Genomic DNA, 17769 nt, shown 5'->3' with positions numbered 1-17769 from the left:
TACAGGGACTAAAGCACTATAAAATTCCGTTATAAAACTGTACTTTGTTATATGGCTGGCAAATATAAGAAGGATTTGGTAGAGTGATTGGTTAGCACGATCTTTGCAGACTTATTTCGAATCAAAAGGATAAAGCGCGGGAAACTTTGTAAGTTAATAATTTTAAAAATTCGAACAAAAAATTTCTTTCGCTGTTATTTTATTTATAAACCAATACAATTTTTCATATGAGGCAACTTAAAATTGCCACCCAGATCACCAATCGTGATTCGCAGGCGGTAGAGAAGTACCTGCAGGAAATCTCGAAGATCCCTTTGTTAACACCCGAGGAGGAGACCGTTTTGGCACAGCGCATTAAAATGGGCGATCAAAAGGCTCTTGAAAGATTGACTACAGGAAATTTACGTTTCGTTGTTTCTGTTGCGAAGCAGTATCAGCATCAGGGGCTTAGCCTCAGTGACCTCATTAACGAAGGTAATCTTGGCTTGATCAAGGCGGCGCAACGTTTCGATGAAACGAAAGGTTTCAAATTCATTTCTTATGCAGTGTGGTGGATTCGCCAGTCCATCCTGCAGGCGTTAGCAGAACAAGGACGTCTTGTTCGTCTGCCGCAAAACAAAATTGGCACCTATAATAAAGCTAACAAAGCTTACATGGCATTTGAACAGGAAAACGAGCGTGAGCCTTCTACCGAGGAACTCGCAGAAATCCTGGAGATGTCTGAATCAGAAATAAACAATATCTTCCAAAGCAATACCCGCCACATGTCATTGGATGCACCTGTGCACGAGGCTGAAGACGTAGCAATGGGCGATCTGCTGGAAGGTGGAGATATTACTGACGACGATGTAATGAGAGATTCACTCCGTGAGGAAATCCGCAGGGTATTGAAATCCCTGAGCCCCCGCGAAGCTGAAATTGTGAATGCCTATTTTGGTCTGGATGGTGAAAACGGCGCAACAATCGAACAAATCGGTCAGAAATATGATCTGACTAAAGAAAGGATCAGGCAGATTAAAGAACGCGCTATCAAAAGGCTGCAGAAAGCCCGCTATAGTGGCGCATTGAAATCTTACCTGGGATAATTCTTTTACTCCGTTGGTTATTTTGATATTTAGAAAAAATAAATAGCAAAATAACTAATTGAATAAATCTACTAATCCTCTTTATTCTATAAGAACACCGGCCTTGTAAATACATGGCCGGTGTTCTTATTTTAGTAAACACCCTTATTTTTGCAGTGTATGCGCAATATGCTCTTCTTATCACTGGTGGCATTGCTCTTTTCCGCCTGCGAAAAGAATATCAATGTTGATCTGCCCGCGCAGGGCGCACAACTTGTGGTGGAAGGCCGGTTCGAAGATGGTGCCTACCCGGTAGTCATACTGACACGCAGCCTTAGTTATTTTGCTGCTATTGATCAGGCTACCCTGCAAAAATCTTTTGTGCATAATGCCACCGTTACCGTTTCGAATGGCAGCCAAACCATGAAGCTGACAGAACGTAGCATTGATACGGCCGGTAACAAGTTCTTTATTTATGTCCCTGACCTGAGTCAGCCCGCCAATAACTTTACCGGGAAAGTGTCAGGTACTTATACCCTGCGCATTAATGCTGACAATAAGGCATATGAATCCGTGACAACCATTCCTACCCGCGGATTGCAACTGGACTCTATCTGGTGGTCGATGGTAAAGCTCGACAACGATAGCCAGATGGCCCGCTTATGGGTACGGGTAACGGATTCGCCGGCACCGGGCAACTATGGCCGCTACTTCACCGCCGTTAATAATGAACCGTTTTTACCCGGTTTGAACTCCGTGGTAGATGACCAGCTGGTGAACGGCACAACATTTGAAATTCCTGTGGACGCCGGGGTGAACAAGAACCAGCGACTGGATCTTGATACATATGCATTCTTTCACCTGGGTGACACCGTGACCATGAAGTTTTGTAATATTGACAAAGCAACCTGGGATTTTTGGCGAACACTCGACTTTGCATATAACAGTAACGGTAACCCGTTTTCATCACCCACAAAAATACTGGGAAATGTACCCGGCGCATTAGGCTACTGGGGCGGATATGCAGTAACCTATAAAACGATTATTATTAGCAAGTAATTATACAGCAAAAAAAAGTATGGAAAACAAGCAACAAGAGCATGTGCATTTATTGATCGTCGGTTCCGGACCTGCCGGCTATACCGCTGCGATTTATGCCGCAAGAGCCAACCTTAAACCAGTATTATACCAGGGAATTCAACCCGGCGGACAATTAACCATTACTACAGAAGTTGAAAACTATCCCGGTTATCCGGAAGGTGTTCAGGGACCGGAAATGATGGTGGATTTTGAAAAACAGGCCACCCGTATGGGCGCCGATATCCGCTATGGTATGGCAACGTCCGTGGATTTCAGCAAACAGCCTTATAAAGTTATCATTGATGAAGAAAAGGAAATCACCGCTGATGCTATTATCATCGCTACCGGTGCCTCCGCCAAATGGCTGGGTCTTCCTTCTGAACAACGCCTGAACGGCAGCGGTGTTTCTGCCTGCGCCGTTTGTGACGGATTCTTCTTCCGCGGTAAGGAAGTAGCTATCGTTGGCGCCGGTGATACCGCCGCTGAAGAAGCACTCTACCTTTCCAAAATGTGCAGCACCGTACATATGCTGGTGCGCCGCCATGAAATGCGCGCTTCTAAAGTGATGCAGGACCGCGTACTGAAAACATCCAACATCATCGTTTACTGGAACTCAGAAACAGATGAAGTATTGGGAGAGAATAAAGTAGAAGCTGTTCGTATCCTGAATAATAAAACACAGGAAAAGAAAGATGTACCGGTAAGCGCCTTCTTTGTGGCAATCGGTCACCAGCCTAATTCCGGTATCTTTAAAGACTACCTGGAACTGGACGAACAGGACTACATCGTAACTGTACCAGGTTCCAGCCGCACTTCCATAGAGGGCGTGTTTGCCTGCGGCGACGTACAGGATAAAATTTACCGTCAGGCGGTAACAGCCGCCGGTAGCGGATGTATGGCCGCGCTGGATGCAGAAAGATACCTGTCAGCAAAAGAACACCACCAATAATAAATTACGAATTACGAATTACAGATTTGTGGGGATGAAAACAGCATTTGCTGCTATCTCCTTACAAATCTGTAATTCGTAATTCATCATTCGTAATTTTCCGTTTATGCTTACTATCGCCCTCGAACAAGCCACTTTTTATGCTTATCATGGTTTATACCCGGAAGAAACCATCATCGGCAACCACTTTGTACTCGACGTAGCTGTTCGTATACCCGGCACCGTGCCAGTAGATGATCTCTCTGAAACGGTGAACTACCAGGGCATCTACGAGGTAGCCAAAACCGTGATGGCAGTGCCTCGCCCACTGCTGGAAGAAGTTGTTTATGAACTGTCTGATGCCCTGAAACAACGTTATCCCGCCATCCAGCACAGTGTTGTAACCCTGCGAAAAATGAATCCGCCTATGGGCGCCAGCATCCGCAACTCACTCGTTTCGCTGGAGAAGGACTATTGAACCTCTATTTTTTAGCATATGCCTGGTGTTTCTCATTTGTAATTTTCGTAAATTTATAGCTATAAGTTAATCAACAAATTCACGCTGTAAAACCCGTCCTATGTTGAAACGGATCATGGCAGTTTGCTTTTTACTATCAGCGGCCTTATTTGTAAGGGCCCAGAGTGTCAGTGATATGGTGGAAGAAGCCAAACAGCTGGAAAAACAAATGAAGGAAAATGAAGCCCTGGAAAAGGATAAGGAAATACTGAAAATCCAACCGGCTGAAACGGACGCATTGAACCAGGCCAGCCAGCTATGCGCCCGCATAGGTAACAGACAAAAATCAAAAGACGATAAAATCAGTTATTTTAACCTTGCTAAAAGCTATGCAGGGCAGTCGCTGAAAGTAAATCCCAACAGCCCGGATGCTAACCTGTCTATGGCCATTGCCATGGGACGCATGGCCCTGATCTCCGGTGCAAAAGATAAAGTAGCCGCTTCAAAAGACGTAAAGAAATACGCAGAACTGGCTATTAAATTCAATCCCTCCCTTGCTCAGGCATATCATGTATTGGGTAAATGGAACTTTGAAGTGGCCAACCTGAATGCCTTCGAAAGAGGTGCCGCTAAAATGCTTTTCGGCGGTTTACCGGATGGCTCCCTGCAAAACGCTATCAACAACTATGAAAAGTGTCGCCAGCTCGATCCGGCATTCCTGCTCAATTATTATGAACTGGCCCGCGCCTACAAAGAAAATGATCAGCAGGAAAAAGCAATTGAAGTATTGAAAAAAGCCATAACGCTCCTTAGCATCGTATACGACGATAACAGCATCAAAGCGGATTGTAAAAAAATGCTGGATGATTTGCAATAGCTTTTAGCCTTCAGCTTTCAGCCTTTTAGATCTCCTTTCCTTTCCACCTGCCGCTGAGCAGGTACCAGTAGCTGATACTAAAAATGAGTACCCAGTAAATGAAATCGGCTCCCCAGGCCCATTGCAGTTCACTGCGCATTCTTTCTATCACAATATCACAATACAGCAGGTAACCTATTACCGCTATAATTTCCGTGATCAGGTTCATACGGGTGTTGCCTGTGCCTATCACCCCGCTCATCACCACTGCGGCTACTGCCATCAGGATAGTACTGAGCGAAATGATACGTATAGACGGAATAGAAGCTGCTATCAGGTCTGCATTATTGGTATATATATGGAGTAACGTATATGGAAACAGGTTGACGAGTATGCATACGGTAGCCGAACAGGCCACACTGATCAGTACAATTTTCCGGATGGCCGTAAATACCAGCTCCGACCGGTCCTGCCCGATAACATTACTAACCATGGTATTACAGGCCGCCGCCAGTGCCCACGTGAAAATGCCAAAGAAACCAAAAATGCTGCGTAACATATTAGATACCGCCAGCGGCCTTTCCCCAAGATGTTCTATAAATATGAAAAACACAAACCAGCTGCCTATACTGAACAGGAATTGTACAATCAGCGGGGCAGATACATTCAGGATGTTTTTCACAATACCCCAGTTCAAACGGAGATAGCCAAACAAGCTGTATTCCAGATGGTAACGCTTGATAAACAACATGCTGAAAGCTACTCCGCAGCCGGTGGCTTCTGCAATAACAGAAGCTGTGGCTGCACCATTCAGCCCTAAAGCCGGGAATCCCAGCTTGCCGAAAATAAGCGTATAATCAAAGAAAATATTCATCATTTCCTGGAAGAGGGAAGTCACTGCCAGTACCCTGGAATGCCCGCTGCCAATATAAAAGGCATTGGCCATGTTGAGCGCCATCAGCAATGGAAGCCCCCAGATACGGATACGAATAAACGAAACCGCTGCCGCATAAATATGATGATCATGTAAGCTTTTGGAAAAGAACCAGGGTGCTGCCAGTAATGTTAGCAAAATAGCCAGCAGGGAGAAGAAAATGCCCACCTGTATGCCATTGGAAAACAATTGCCCGATCCCGGCGTACTGTTTTTGCCCCGCTCTGCGGGCAATCAGTACCTGCATACCGTTGTTAAGACCGTAAGCAATCATGTACATGACCAGGTAATAAATACCTGCAATGCCGTTGGCAGCCAATTCAAATTCGCCTAAACGGCCGAGGAATGCCGTATTCGTAATGTGGTTGATTTGCGGGATGATAAGCGCCAGGCATATAGGTCCTGCTATTTTTATAATTTGCCGGGTGGTAACTTCCAGTTGCATGAATCTTTTGCTGATTGTGGGTATAAAAACAAAGATATGGCTATATGTTGATCATCTCCCCCATATAAAACAACAAAACGCCCTCACCAATTAACTAAAAAGATTATTATTGTAATTCATTTGAAAGGTAAAATATGCCCGTGGCTTATAACATCCATCCTGCATTTACAGTAGACGATGAAACCCTGCTGGAAACTGATCTCACCGCCTGTTATTTATTTGTACTGGTGGGAAGCGGAACATTTAGTTATGTAGTGTATGATCCGGCTGCTAAAAAATTCCTGGCGTTGAAGTCGTATCATTTTACCCCCCGGAAGCTGGCCCTGGCCGATCTGGAAATGATTGAACAGGTATTTGATACCGACAAACTACTGTTTACCGCCTTTAAATCCATACTGCTGGCTTTTAATACCGGCAGCGGTGTATTGGTCCCGCATGAGTATTATATGCCTTCCATGAAAAAGGATTACCTGCACCTGGTCATGCCTGAAAAGGTACAGGAAGCAGTGCTGTCCGATTTGTTGCCTGGTCTGCCAATGGTCAATATTTATAGCGTGGACAAGGATCTGCTGGGATTTTTGAGAAAGGAGTTCTCAACAGACCTGGTGATACATGCCAATTCGGCCCTGCTGCAGTCTTACACCCTGGACCTGGATTTCAATGCAGCAAACGGGGTGGCCTTTGTGGAAGTACAGCAACATACTTTTATAATAACTATTTATGCCGGCGGTAAACTGCTGATACAACAGGAAGCCGACTACCAGGCCGGCCTGGATGTGGTGTACACGCTGGTAAATATGCTGCGCCAGCTTGGCCTGGATGAACAACTGGTTAAAGTTAAGCTGGGAGGCGCAGTAGCCACAGATGCGGGCGTATACCAGGAAATGTATAAGTTTATTCCGCACCTGGAATGGATGCAACGATTACCGGGTTTCAACTACATCACCAAAATGCAGGAAATACCGGGTTATTATTTTCATAATTTATATGCGTTAGCGCTATGCGTATAATCGGAGGAGCTAGTGGAGGCAGAAAAATACAACCACCTGCAAAAATGCCGCATACCCGCCCTACTACAGATATAGCAAAGGGAGGACTGTTTAATATCATCGAAAATAACCTTGATATTCCGTCTTTAAAAACACTCGATATTTTTGGAGGTACAGGAAGCATCAGCTATGAGCTGGCCTCCAGGGGAGCCACAGATATGACTGTGGTGGAAAAGGATCCGGCAATGGCTGCTTTTATCAGTAAAACGGCACTGTCTTTAGGAATCACCACCCTGAAAACGGTAAAAATGGATGCTTTTAAATACCTGCAGCAATGCACGGAAAAATTTGACCTGATATTCGCCGACCCGCCATATATGATGGAAACACTGGATCAACTGCCATTGCTGGTATTTGAGAAAGCATTGCTGAACCCGGAAGGCTGGCTGGTAGTAGAACATACCCAGCACAAGAAGTTCCAGGACTATTCCTACTATCGTTCTGAAAGAAATTACGGTGCAACGGTTTTCTCCATTTTCATTAACAGGGAAGCATTAAAACGCTGACAGATAATTTGTATATATCATGAGGACTTGTTTATTCCCGGGCACATTCGATCCCATTACACTGGGACATACGGATGTTATTGACCGTGCACTGGACCTGTTTGACCGCATGGTCATTGGCATTGGTGTGAACAGTAACAAAACGCCCATGTTCGCACTGGAAGAGCGGATGGCCTGGATCCGGGAAATCTATAAAGATGATCCCCGCGTGGAAGTGGCTACTTACTCAGGGCTAACCGTCGATTTTTGTAAAAAGCTGGATGCCCGCTTTATCCTTCGGGGTATCCGATCTATAGGTGACTTTGAATATGAGAAGGCGATTGCTGATATGAACCGTACGGTGTCGACGGGTATTGAAACCATTTTTCTAACAACGGTTCCCCAGTATTCAAGTATTGCATCTACATTGGTAAGAGATATTTACCGCTATGGGGGAGATGTGTCTTCCTTTTTGCCGGCGGCCGTTTTGGAAGGGATTAAGCATATTAAGCAATAATTTTTAAAGCAGTCGATATGAAAACGATCTGGTACTCCACAAAAATTTCACTGGACCAGCTGAATGAAATGGGAGAAGCAACAATGGCCAACTGGCTGGGCATGGAGTTTACAGAAATTGGCCCTGACTACCTGAAAATAATGATGCCGGTAGACCAGAGAACAGTGCAGCCATATGGGTTGCTCCATGGTGGCGCTTCAGTTGCATTGGCTGAAACTGTGGGCAGTATGGCTTCGGGGTTAATTATTGATCCGGAGAAGCAGATTTGTGTAGGGATGGAAATCAATGCAAACCATGTCAGAGGGGTTAGAAGCGGCTATGTTCACGCCTGTGCGCGGCCTTTGCATATTGGCACTAACAGTCACGTATGGGATATCCGTATCACCGACGATGAGCATAAACTGGTATGTGTGAGCCGTCTTACTGTGGCTATTCTGGCAAAACGATAAACACGTAGCTGTCTCCCTAAAAAAATTACGGACAACCCGCTGGTTATTTTGCATATCAACCGGAAGCAAAACAACCAGCAGGCAACTGGCCTAGAATTCAGCAGCCCTGAATACTTCCCGGATATTTTCGTAAGAAAACTTCAGGTACTTATCCACGTTTTCCGGCCTGATCCATTGAAGGTCCTGGATATCTTCCTCTATCTGCGGTACTGTCAGCTCGGTTCCGGTAAACTGCATCCGGTACCAGTGCGTATGTTTCAATACCTTTTTATTTTTCATGGGGTAATAGTGGTAGGTTTCTATAATCTTGTTTTCGAGAGAAACAGTATGTAAGCCGGTTTCTTCCGCTACCTCACGCAGGGCGCAGGTTTCCAGGTCTTCCCCGGGGTCCTGTTTGCCTTTGGGCAAATCCCATTTACCCCTGCGGAACATCATGAGCACTTCTCCTGCCGGATTGGTTACCAGTCCTCCTGCCGCTACGAGCGTAGTAAAATGCAGAGATACTTTTTTAAAGAGTTGTTTTACATCAGGTGCAATAAAAACTGCTGCTTCTTTTTTCCCATCTTCCAGTTTCTGTAACACGTTTTCCATTTTTCTGGTATCCGGATTATCGTACACCTTTGCTGCTGCAAAAGGGGCTGGAATGCTGGTGGTATCGGCACTCAATAGGAGTGGACGTTCGTTCAGATAGATCGTAATAGTTGATTGCATGCCGCAAATGTAGAAAATTACGAATTAGGAATTACGAATTACGGGAGATCCTGTAATTCGTAATTCCTAATTCGTAATTCTTTATCTTTGGCGATTGTATGAATAAAGTAAGCGAAAAACAAGTTGCAGAGAAATTACTGCAGGTGCAGGCCGTAAAGTTGAGCCCTGCGCAGCCCTTTACATGGGCTTCCGGCTGGAAATCGCCGATATATTGCGATAACAGGAAAATTTTATCGTTTCCTTACGTGCGCGACTATATTAAATCAGAGTTGTGCAACCTGGTATTCGAAACTTTCCCGGAAGCGGCAGTGATTGCAGGAGTAGCCACCGCAGGTATCCCACATGGCGCACTGGTAGCCGATCAGCTCAAACTGCCGTTTATTTATGTAAGATCCAAGCCTAAAGAACATGGCATGGGTAACCAGATTGAAGGCGTTTTGCAGGCAGGCCAGCAGGTAGTGGTGATTGAAGATCTGATATCTACCGGCAAAAGCAGCCTGGAAGCAGTACAGGCCATCCGCGCAGCCGGCGGGGAAGTAATAGGTATGGTATCTATTTTCAACTATGGTTTTGATATTGCAGTGAAAGCCTTTGAAGCGGCAGGTGTTCCTTTCCATTCGCTCAGTAACTATACCGCGATGATTGCGCTGGCAGAAGAAAAAGGCATCGTTTCTGCTGATGAAATTGCCACCCTGCAAGCCTGGAGAAGCGCGCCTGATCAGTGGGGCCGGTAGTTCCTTATTGTATATCACATTTTTTGTATATTCGGGTATAATATTACAACTATGCGTATCCTAAAATTAGTCATGTTGTTCCTCGTAGCCAGTGTAGGTATGGCCGTAGCGCAACAGAAGCAGAAGTCTATCGAAACTGCGAAGATCAGCACACCAACCGTACAGTGTGAATCCTGCAAAAACCGTATCGAAAGATATATGTCGCACGAAGAAGGGGTGCAATCTGTGAAAGTAGACTTCAAAAAGCATGTCACTACTGTTAAATACTGGACAGATCGTACCAACATTGAAAATATCAAAACAGGTATTGCTAACGCAGGTTACGATGCAGATAATGTAACTGCCAATCCTGAATCTTATGCAAAACTGCCTACCTGCTGCAAAAAGCCGGAAGATGGCGGTGGAATGGATAAAAAGAAACAATAATAACGCAGGAGCCTTTAGCTGCCGGACCTTCGGTTGCTAAAGGCTTTGCTGTTTTATAACATCTCTGTAGGCCTCTGCCCCTGCTATTACGCCTCACTTTCTAAAGTCACCATTATTCCGATACTGTTTAATCCGTTGAAACATCACCTGTCCGCGCTCCGGCACAGGCTATCCTTATTGGCTCCCGGCGAGCTGCATACGGCATTGCTTGCCCTGGGTGGTTCACAAATGGATATGTACGCCGGCGGCTTGGATATGCCAACCATATTTAATGAGATAAGGCAACAGTTACAACACGCAGGAGTAAATAACCGGGCGGATTATGAAGCTTTCCTGGCCACGAGCGGGGGATATGGCACAGTGGTATTGTCAGATACGTCGAATTGGATTCTGCGGTTGGCAGCAGATAAGGAACAATATATACACCTGCATCCCGGGCGATACAGCCCGCATACTTTCCGGGTAAAAGCATCGGCGTTGAAAACGGCACTGGCTTATTGGATAGCAGCGCAACATCAGTTAACAACGGGGCCTCTGTTGGAAGATCTTAACCGTCTGCGAAAAGATTTACGGTTGTCGCCGCTTAGAAGCCTCCGCGAAAGCGGTCATATTTTGGAAATAATGTCCCTATTGGGCTGTGCAGGATCAAAAGAAATTTAAGGCCTGTTTGGTTTCGCATTTAATCGGGAAGGGCAGAAAAATACCTCCTTTGCCCACTTTACAATTGCCGGTTGCCTTAATAGTTACTTCTTTATTGGCAAATGCGCTTAATGCATTTTTGAAGACGTTCGCCATATTCACTTCCAGTTTTACCGGGAAGTAAAAAGTATCCCTGGCGGGGATGGAAATAGTGGTATCCTGTACTGAATGGCCGACCTCGGTATCGTCAAAAAACAAGTCAAAATTTGCATCTTTTAATTGCAGACGATAATTGTTTGGATTGTAATATGCCAGGGTCATCCGTACCACACTTTTGGTCATACCCAACTCATCCATATTAATACCGGCGACTCTCACAAATTGAATATCCTTTGTTTTTTCGCAAGAGCTTGCTATGCCCCAGGTAATAAATATTGCCACTAATAATCTGAAAAGTTTCATCGGCTGACCAGGTATTTTAATTTATGTAAACCTACAGTAAAGGTTTTAGTTATCAAAAAAGTGAACCTGAATTGGGAAACTTTTAACGGGACTGATTTTCAAACTGCGGAAAGGAGGGGAAAAGAATAAAGCATAAAACACATATAAAATAAGTTGTTTTTTAAAAAAATAGTTTATCTTCGGATTTCCTCCTGTGTTCGCTAAAAATCATCACAAAAGCGACTAATTTCTTTAGTATTTTTGCATTTCTACGACTTTTGATGAAAGTAGTCCCATGCTAATTATTTTAGCATATGATTAATAATTCTATGATTTGTTAATCATCTACTTAACATTAATTGTTAAGTACTTAGGTATAAGTGATTGTCAGGTGAAATAAACGGTTTTCATACATCTGCCCATTAAAAATTGACATTATGACAGCGAATGCAAATGAGAAGGTATTACTAATTGAATCTCAATATTTTCCACCGATTAATGCATACAAAGCTTTAGTAAAGCACGACATATTACAGATTGAGAAATATGAACACTACCAAAAGCTTAGTTACAGGAACCGTTGTTACGTTGCCGGACCAAATGGCCGTATGATTTTAAGTGTGCCATTGGCAAGGGGGAAAAACCAGCGTACGGTCATGAAGGATGTTAGGATCAGCAATGATGAGAAATGGCAGGGCCTGCATTGGAAAACGCTCGTGTCTGCTTACCGGCGTTCTCCCTGGTTTGAATATTATGAAGCAGAATTACAGGAGCTGTTTGAAAAACCATTCGATTTTCTGCTCGACTGGAACATTGCCTGCTTCGAATGGACTACAAGCAAGCTCGGCATTAATATGCCGGTTATCTTTACTGAAAGTTACCAGAAGGAAGTAAACGGTGTAACAGATGCCCGGGAAAGCATACTGCCGGGAGCGGACACGACCGGAGAACCACTATATACCCAGGTTTTCCAGGACCGTACAGGGTTCATCCCGGATCTGAGTATCCTGGACCTCCTTTTTTGCGAAGGAAAGCAGGCAATGGCCGTCATAAAAAAAAATTAAGGTGGCAATCAACAAAATATTTAGATTTGCAACCTATTTTGCTGGGGTTCGAACTGACGTAGGTGTGTAAACCAGGAGTTTCCCAGTGAGGGAAAAAAGGATTGTTATCCTGTTTGTTTTTTCTATTACTAATTCCTAAAAATTCATTTGTAGTACTAAATGAACAACACCTACACAGACCTGGTTAAACAGACCTTTGAATTTCCCCAGGAGGGCTTTGATGTAAAAGATAACTACCTGGAATTTAATGGTTTGGATATTAAGGCATTGATTGACAAGTATGGAACACCATTTAAGTTAACCTTCCTTCCTAAAATCGGAATGCAGATTAACAAGGCGAAGAAAATGTTCCATGACGCCATTAAGAAGAACAGGTACGACGGAGACTACTTTTATTGTTATTGTACCAAAAGCTCGCATTTCTCCTTTATTATGGAAGAAACGCTGAAACATGGTGTACATATTGAAACTTCTTTTGCTTATGATATTGACATTGTCAATAAACTGTATGAGCGCAAGAAGATCAATAAGGAAACCTATGTGATCTGCAATGGCTTTAAAACAAAGAATTATACCCGTGCTATCGCCAGACTGATCAACAGCGGATTCAAGAATGTGTTGCCGATACTTGATAATAAGGAAGAACTGGAGGACTATAAGCGCAATATACGGATCAAGGACAAAGTGAAACTGGGATTACGTGTAGCAGCGGAAGAGGAGCCTAGTTTTGATTTTTATACCTCCCGTTTGGGAATACCTCCGCGTGATATCCTGGAATATTATGTGGATAAAATCAAAGGCAACGAGAAGTTTGAGCTGAAAATGCTGCACTTCTTTATGAATAAAGGGATTAAGGATGATATCTATTACTGGAGCCAGTTTAACCGTGTAATGAATCTTTACTGCCAGCTGAAAAAGATCTGTCCTGAACTGGATAGCATCAATATTGGTGGCGGCTTCCCGATTAAGCATTCCCTGGGTTTTGACTACGATTACAACTATATTGTGAACGAGATTGTAGCCAACATCAAGAGCATGTGTAAAAAGAACAAGGTACCGGTACCTCATATTTACACAGAGTTTGGTTCCTTTACGGTAGGAGAAAGTGGTGCGGTTATTTATAGCGTAGTTGGGGAAAAAATGCAGAACGACAGGGAATCCTGGTACATGATCGACAGCTCTTTCATTACCACCCTGCCCGATACCTGGGGTATTGGTGAGAAGTTCCTGATGTTGCCCATTAATAAATGGGATCAGGAATACCAGGAAGTGCATCTCGGTGGACTTACCTGCGACGGATACGATTTCTATACATCAGAAGAACATATTAATGCCGTGTTTCTGCCTAAGCAACAGGCTTCCGGTGAGCCGCTCTATATAGGATTTTTCCATACGGGCGCTTACCAGGATCAACTCAGCGGGTATGGTGGTATTAAACACTGTCTCATACCTTCGCCTAAACATGTTATTGTTGGATACGACAAGAACGGGCAGCTGAAAGACTGGTTATATGCGAAGGAGCAGACATCACAAAGCATGCTGAAGATCTTGGGTTATTAAAAAAATGGGTTAGTAATCCTACTGAAAGCCCCCCGACTATTCGGGGGGCTTATTTTTTTCATTTTTTTTCTCTCAGTTTGATAAAAAAAGGCTTTCATTTTACTGAAAGCCCTATCATGGCATAGGTTAGATGATATTCACCCGGCATAAGGAAAATAGGAGATGAATATTGACATCGCAAAGATATACCTATCAACTGCCAACAATAAGCCCCGAAAGTTGTAATTTTTTCTAATCTATTTTTACTATAAATATTTGTATTAGCAACAATATATTATCATGATGTCCGAAAATGCCCCTAAATGGTAATATTTACTTATCCATATAATATGGATAATATTAATATAACAGCTTTGTTGTATAACACAGAAGTGTAGGTCTATGATTCCGTGGAATCATTCAGAAAATCGATGGCGGTGCCGCATTGTTTCTCTATTTCGGTAAAACAGGCTTCCAGCAGTTCCAATTCTCCCTTCACAAAGGCGGATTTGCCGGAACGGGAAAAGCCCTTCACCAGCAGAAATTGTTTGGTCAGGTGCTGATTGATCAGCGAAAGGTGTTGCTGTTGTTTTTCGGCAGTCCTCTTTTGTTCCATGGAAATGATGTTGCGGTAATATTGCCCCAGTGCCCTGATCAGGAACAGGAGGTACATACCAACAATCAGTGGATTGGCCAGGTACTGAAAAGCGGAAGAATATCCCGGGCTTACATATACAGCTATGTTATTCAGCTTTATATAGGCAATAGCCACCAGGTACCCGCAGAGTGTGGCACTCCATATAAGCGATGTACGCAGATTTACTGTGATATAGCTGAGTAAAATGCTCATAATCCATATCAGGGTGTATTTGGGACTTAAATCCTGGTTGTTGAAAAAGGAGGAAATAATGGGAATACAGAGCGTGGTAAACGAAGTTAAGCGGCCTACATTTTTTGCGCTGACACCTTTTCTCAATAATAAAAGACAAACCATCAGGATGATGATCAGGAGCGGAATCAACAACATGTTCACCAAATTCTGACTGAGCATATTGATGAAAAGAAAACTCATCAATAAAACGATGTAGAAAAAAGCATAATCAAAAATGAGTTTGATTTTCGCTTGTTCATAGGTATTCTCCGTGTGAAGAATGACATCCCCGATCACCACCTTCTCCGTGTTCAGGTAGATACTTTTTATAAATAACCAGCTTTGCCGGAATAGCTTTGCCATTGTTGCGTGCTTAGGGAAGCAAATTATTGTATAATAAACAACGGGAGCTTCAACGTTTGTGGGATTATTTAGCTTTTAGCTATTAGCTGTTAGCTTTTAGGAAAATGCAGCGGACAACGTATCGCTACGTTGTCCGCTGCATTTTCCTAAAAGCTAACAGCTAATGGCTAAAAGCTTTACTATTCCACTACTATTTCTTTAGGAGCATCCTGTTTGTTTTCCTTTTTACCAAGGGTCACTTTCAGGATTCCGTTTTCATATTTTGCATTGATCTTACCGGCATCTACCTGTTCGCTAATGGTGAAGGAACGCTTGAAAGATTTGAAGCTGAATTCGCGGCGTACCTGTTTATCAGTTTCATTCTTTGTTTCTGCTTTCCTTTCCGCACTAATGGTAATTGCTTTTTCCGCGGCGCTGATCTTGAAATCTTCTTTGGAGAAGCCCGGGGCAACTACGTCCAGTAAAAAGGCTTCTGGTGTTTCAACGATGTTTACCGGGGGATGTGTGGTAAAATAATCGTTGGTCAGAAAATCATCTTTTACATACTTATTTAATCCGTTATTCAGAATGTCTTCAACAATTCCACCAAATGATTTGGGAAGCGGGCTGTGGTTAAATTTGATGTGTGTCATAGTTTCTATAAATTTTTTTAGTGTGAAATCAATTTTTTGTTTGATGCCCGGTACAGATCAAATGGGATACCATGCCGTAAAAACTGCTATTTTGTTAGTAAAAAGGTTACAGATTGTGACAATATGTCGTTTCTATTGTAGTTGTTGTGTCAAAAAGTCTATTTCAATATCCATTTTTTTACTTTCTGCCCGCATATATTTAACTTTGTGAAAAATATAAACAGAAAAAACACTTATTATATGTATCCAGCGGAACTAGTAATGCCCATGAAGGCAGAATTAACAGATAACGGCTTTGAAGAATTGCTGACACCTGAAAGTGTTGATAATACCTTACAGAAAGATGGAACTACCCTGGTAGTCATCAATTCTGTTTGTGGTTGTTCGGCAGGTACAGCCCGCCCGGGTGTACTGTTGGCGGTAGCGCACAGCGAAAAGAAGCCGGACAGACTGACGACCAGTTTTGCAGGTTTTGATGGTGAAGCGGTAAAGCAGATCCGTACACACCTGTTGCCTTATCCTCCTTCTTCTCCGGCCATTGCTTTATTTAAAAATGGCGAATTGGTGCACTTCATTGAGCGTCATATGATTGAAGGCCGTTCTGCGCAAATGATTGCAGCGAACCTGGCAGACGCTTTTGAACAATATTGCTAAATATTCACATTTCTAAAATCCAATTTAGAAATTCGAAATTGCATCGTACTTTGGTGGTTTGATTTTCCTTTTGATTAAATTCGGCTTTGTTCATAGGAAAGTTCAGATCACCAATTTTTTTTCGGCTATGTATCCTAATTTATATTACGCGTTCAGAGATCTGCTTGGCTTAGAGATTCCGTTTTTGAAGATTTTCCAGACGTTTGGTTTTTTTGTAGCCATTGCCTTCCTGGCTGGCGCATATATTTTAACGCGTGAATTAAAGCGCTACGAACAACAGGGTTTACTGAAAGGTATTCCCGAAAAGGTAGTGGTAGGACTTCCTGCTTCTCAGGGGGAAATCATTGGTAATGCGGTAGTAGGATTTATTATTGGATATAAGATACTCGGTATATTTTTTCAATGGGATACTGCTTCCCAGGATTTGCAGTCATTCGTGTTTTCGAGCCAGGGTAGTGTGTTTGCAGGTATTATCGTAGCTGCAGCGATGGCTGGTTATAAATACTATTCGAAGAAGAAACAGGCGTTGCCCAAACCGGTGGAGCAAACCGTAATGGTAATGCCGCACCACCGGGTGCCGGATATCATTGTAATGGCAGCTATTGCCGGTTTACTGGGCGCCAAGATTTTTCATAATCTCGAAAACTGGAACGACTTTGTACAGGACCCTGTTGGGGCGCTGCTGTCGTTCAGCGGGCTTACTTTCTATGGAGGCCTGATTGTGGCGGCTATCGTGATTATCAGCTATGCCCGTAAAAAACAGTTTAATATCCGCGCGCTGATTGATAGCGCAGCTCCCGCGTTAATGCTTGCTTATGCTATCGGCAGAATGGGTTGTCATTTTTCAGGAGATGGGGACTGGGGTATCTATAACAGTGCCTATTCAGTTGATACCAATACCGGTCGTACCGTGAAGATGGCGCCGGCAGCATTTACAGATGCGGTGCAGAAGAATGCGGCTTTTTTCCAGCAGCAGTACCCCAGCGCAGATAAGATTCCGCATGCTGCTTTTGAAAAACCAGCTGCATTGGGCTTTATGCCTGACTGGCTTTTTGCCTACGGTTATCCGCACAATGTTATTAAGGAAGGCGTACAGATCGCAGGCTGTGATGGCCAGTATTGTAAAGTGCTGCCTGTGGCCGTATATCCTACACCGTTATATGAGATCATTGTTTGCCTGGGCCTTTTCCTGGTGCTTTGGGGCGTCCGTAAAAAAGTAAGGATACCGGGAGTGATATTTGGTATATATCTTATATTAAATGGGGTAGAAAGATTTTTTATAGAGAAGATAAGGGTGGATACGAGATATGACATCTTTGGTTTTCATCCTACGCAGGCAGAAATTATTTCTTCGCTCCTGGTGATTGGTGGTATTATATTAATAAGTATCTACCGCAAAAATAATAGTACCACAAATAAGCTATCCCGATAA

The 17769-nt window shown here is 43.4% G+C and carries 21 protein-coding genes; 16 read left to right on the top strand and 5 right to left on the bottom strand.

Annotation, left to right across the window (positions count from 1 at the left end):
- Positions 1–227 precede the first annotated feature (227 nt).
- The 5 genes from KE626_RS08905 (at position 228) to KE626_RS08885 (ending at position 4406) form a co-directional block, all read left to right on the top strand.
- Positions 228–1085 carry a sigma-70 family RNA polymerase sigma factor gene (locus KE626_RS08905; protein WP_012793808.1) on the top strand — a complete coding sequence of 286 codons (858 nt, stop codon included), beginning with the start codon at positions 228–230 and terminating at the stop codon, positions 1083–1085.
- A 159-nt stretch (positions 1086–1244) separates the two neighbouring features.
- Entirely contained in the window at positions 1245–2123 is an 879-nt protein-coding gene (locus KE626_RS08900; RefSeq protein WP_211972517.1) for a DUF4249 domain-containing protein, read from the top strand.
- 19 nt (positions 2124–2142) lie between these two features.
- Positions 2143–3093 (top strand): thioredoxin-disulfide reductase, encoded by a 951-nt coding sequence (gene trxB / locus KE626_RS08895; protein ID WP_211972516.1) that lies wholly within the window; start codon positions 2143–2145, stop codon positions 3091–3093.
- Positions 3094–3199: 106 nt separating this feature from the next.
- Positions 3200–3550 carry a dihydroneopterin aldolase gene (gene folB / locus KE626_RS08890; RefSeq protein WP_211972515.1) on the top strand — a complete coding sequence of 117 codons (351 nt, stop codon included), beginning with the start codon at positions 3200–3202 and terminating at the stop codon, positions 3548–3550.
- 100 nt (positions 3551–3650) lie between these two features.
- Positions 3651–4406 (top strand): tetratricopeptide repeat protein, encoded by a 756-nt coding sequence (locus KE626_RS08885; RefSeq protein ID WP_211972514.1) that lies wholly within the window; start codon positions 3651–3653, stop codon positions 4404–4406.
- 25 nt (positions 4407–4431) lie between these two features.
- On the opposite strand, the gene KE626_RS08880 is transcribed toward KE626_RS08885, so the two are convergent.
- Positions 4432–5763: an MATE family efflux transporter gene (locus tag KE626_RS08880; protein WP_211972513.1), complete on the bottom strand. Its 1332-nt coding sequence runs from the start codon at positions 5761–5763 to the stop codon at positions 4432–4434.
- A 140-nt stretch (positions 5764–5903) separates the two neighbouring features.
- On the opposite strand from KE626_RS08880, the gene KE626_RS08875 reads away from it, so the two are divergent.
- From KE626_RS08875 to KE626_RS08860, 4 genes are read left to right on the top strand one after another with little or no spacing between them, the layout of a single operon-like run.
- Positions 5904–6773, top strand: a complete 870-nt coding sequence (locus KE626_RS08875) for a DUF3822 family protein (RefSeq protein ID WP_211972512.1) — start codon at positions 5904–5906, stop codon at positions 6771–6773.
- The gene (locus tag KE626_RS08870; RefSeq protein WP_211972511.1) at positions 6764–7318 is read left to right on the top strand and encodes an RsmD family RNA methyltransferase; all 555 of its coding nucleotides are present in this window, start codon (positions 6764–6766) and stop codon (positions 7316–7318) included. The genes KE626_RS08875 and KE626_RS08870 overlap by 10 nt, the downstream gene beginning before the upstream one ends.
- 19 nt (positions 7319–7337) lie before the next feature.
- A complete protein-coding gene (coaD, locus tag KE626_RS08865; RefSeq protein WP_211972510.1) occupies positions 7338–7814 on the top strand; it encodes a pantetheine-phosphate adenylyltransferase in 477 nt (158 codons plus the stop codon).
- Between the two features lie 17 nt (positions 7815–7831).
- Complete coding sequence (locus KE626_RS08860) at positions 7832–8263, top strand: hotdog fold thioesterase (RefSeq protein WP_211972509.1); 432 nt, start codon at positions 7832–7834, stop codon at positions 8261–8263.
- Between the two features lie 90 nt (positions 8264–8353).
- On the opposite strand, the gene KE626_RS08855 is transcribed toward KE626_RS08860, so the two are convergent.
- Entirely contained in the window at positions 8354–8974 is a 621-nt protein-coding gene (locus tag KE626_RS08855; protein WP_211972508.1) for an NUDIX hydrolase, read from the bottom strand.
- A 98-nt stretch (positions 8975–9072) separates the two neighbouring features.
- Here KE626_RS08855 and pyrE point away from each other — a divergent pair, with 98 nt between their 5' ends.
- The 3 genes from pyrE (at position 9073) to KE626_RS08840 (ending at position 10794) form a co-directional block, all read left to right on the top strand.
- Positions 9073–9708 carry an orotate phosphoribosyltransferase gene (pyrE, locus tag KE626_RS08850; RefSeq protein ID WP_211972507.1) on the top strand — a complete coding sequence of 212 codons (636 nt, stop codon included), beginning with the start codon at positions 9073–9075 and terminating at the stop codon, positions 9706–9708.
- A 51-nt stretch (positions 9709–9759) separates the two neighbouring features.
- Positions 9760–10134, top strand: coding sequence for a heavy-metal-associated domain-containing protein (locus KE626_RS08845; RefSeq protein ID WP_211972506.1), 375 nt, complete (start codon positions 9760–9762; stop codon positions 10132–10134).
- Positions 10135–10269: 135 nt separating this feature from the next.
- Positions 10270–10794, top strand: a complete 525-nt coding sequence (locus KE626_RS08840) for a hypothetical protein (protein WP_211972505.1) — start codon at positions 10270–10272, stop codon at positions 10792–10794.
- Here the strand turns inward: KE626_RS08840 and KE626_RS08835 are convergent.
- Positions 10780–11235, bottom strand: coding sequence for an LEA/WHy family protein (locus KE626_RS08835; protein WP_211972504.1), 456 nt, complete (start codon positions 11233–11235; stop codon positions 10780–10782). The two genes, KE626_RS08840 and KE626_RS08835, sit on opposite strands and share 15 nt — an antisense overlap.
- Positions 11236–11651: 416 nt before the next feature.
- Between KE626_RS08835 and KE626_RS08830 the strand changes: the two genes are divergently transcribed.
- Both KE626_RS08830 and KE626_RS08825 read left to right on the top strand, forming a co-directional pair.
- Positions 11652–12278, top strand: a complete 627-nt coding sequence (locus KE626_RS08830; protein WP_211972503.1) for a WbqC family protein — start codon at positions 11652–11654, stop codon at positions 12276–12278.
- A gap of 159 nt (positions 12279–12437) precedes the next feature.
- Positions 12438–13838, top strand: coding sequence for a type III PLP-dependent enzyme domain-containing protein (locus tag KE626_RS08825; RefSeq protein WP_211972502.1), 1401 nt, complete (start codon positions 12438–12440; stop codon positions 13836–13838).
- Positions 13839–14217: 379 nt separating this feature from the next.
- Here KE626_RS08825 and KE626_RS08820 read toward each other — a convergent pair whose 3' ends face one another.
- A complete protein-coding gene (locus KE626_RS08820; protein WP_211972501.1) occupies positions 14218–15051 on the bottom strand; it encodes a hypothetical protein in 834 nt (277 codons plus the stop codon).
- Between the two features lie 179 nt (positions 15052–15230).
- Positions 15231–15683, bottom strand: a complete 453-nt coding sequence (locus tag KE626_RS08815; RefSeq protein WP_211972500.1) for an Hsp20/alpha crystallin family protein — start codon at positions 15681–15683, stop codon at positions 15231–15233.
- Positions 15684–15923: 240 nt separating this feature from the next.
- Here KE626_RS08815 and KE626_RS08810 point away from each other — a divergent pair, with 240 nt between their 5' ends.
- Both KE626_RS08810 and KE626_RS08805 read left to right on the top strand, forming a co-directional pair.
- Complete coding sequence (locus KE626_RS08810; protein WP_211972499.1) at positions 15924–16337, top strand: BrxA/BrxB family bacilliredoxin; 414 nt, start codon at positions 15924–15926, stop codon at positions 16335–16337.
- A 127-nt stretch (positions 16338–16464) separates the two neighbouring features.
- Positions 16465–17769, top strand: a complete 1305-nt coding sequence (locus KE626_RS08805; protein WP_211972498.1) for a prolipoprotein diacylglyceryl transferase family protein — start codon at positions 16465–16467, stop codon at positions 17767–17769.

The sequence above is a fragment of the Chitinophaga hostae genome, assembly GCF_018224885.1.
Lineage (GTDB): Bacteria > Bacteroidota > Bacteroidia > Chitinophagales > Chitinophagaceae > Chitinophaga > Chitinophaga hostae.
The sequence above is the reverse complement of the archived record's forward strand: the minus strand, read 5'-3'. Positions and strand labels throughout refer to the sequence as shown.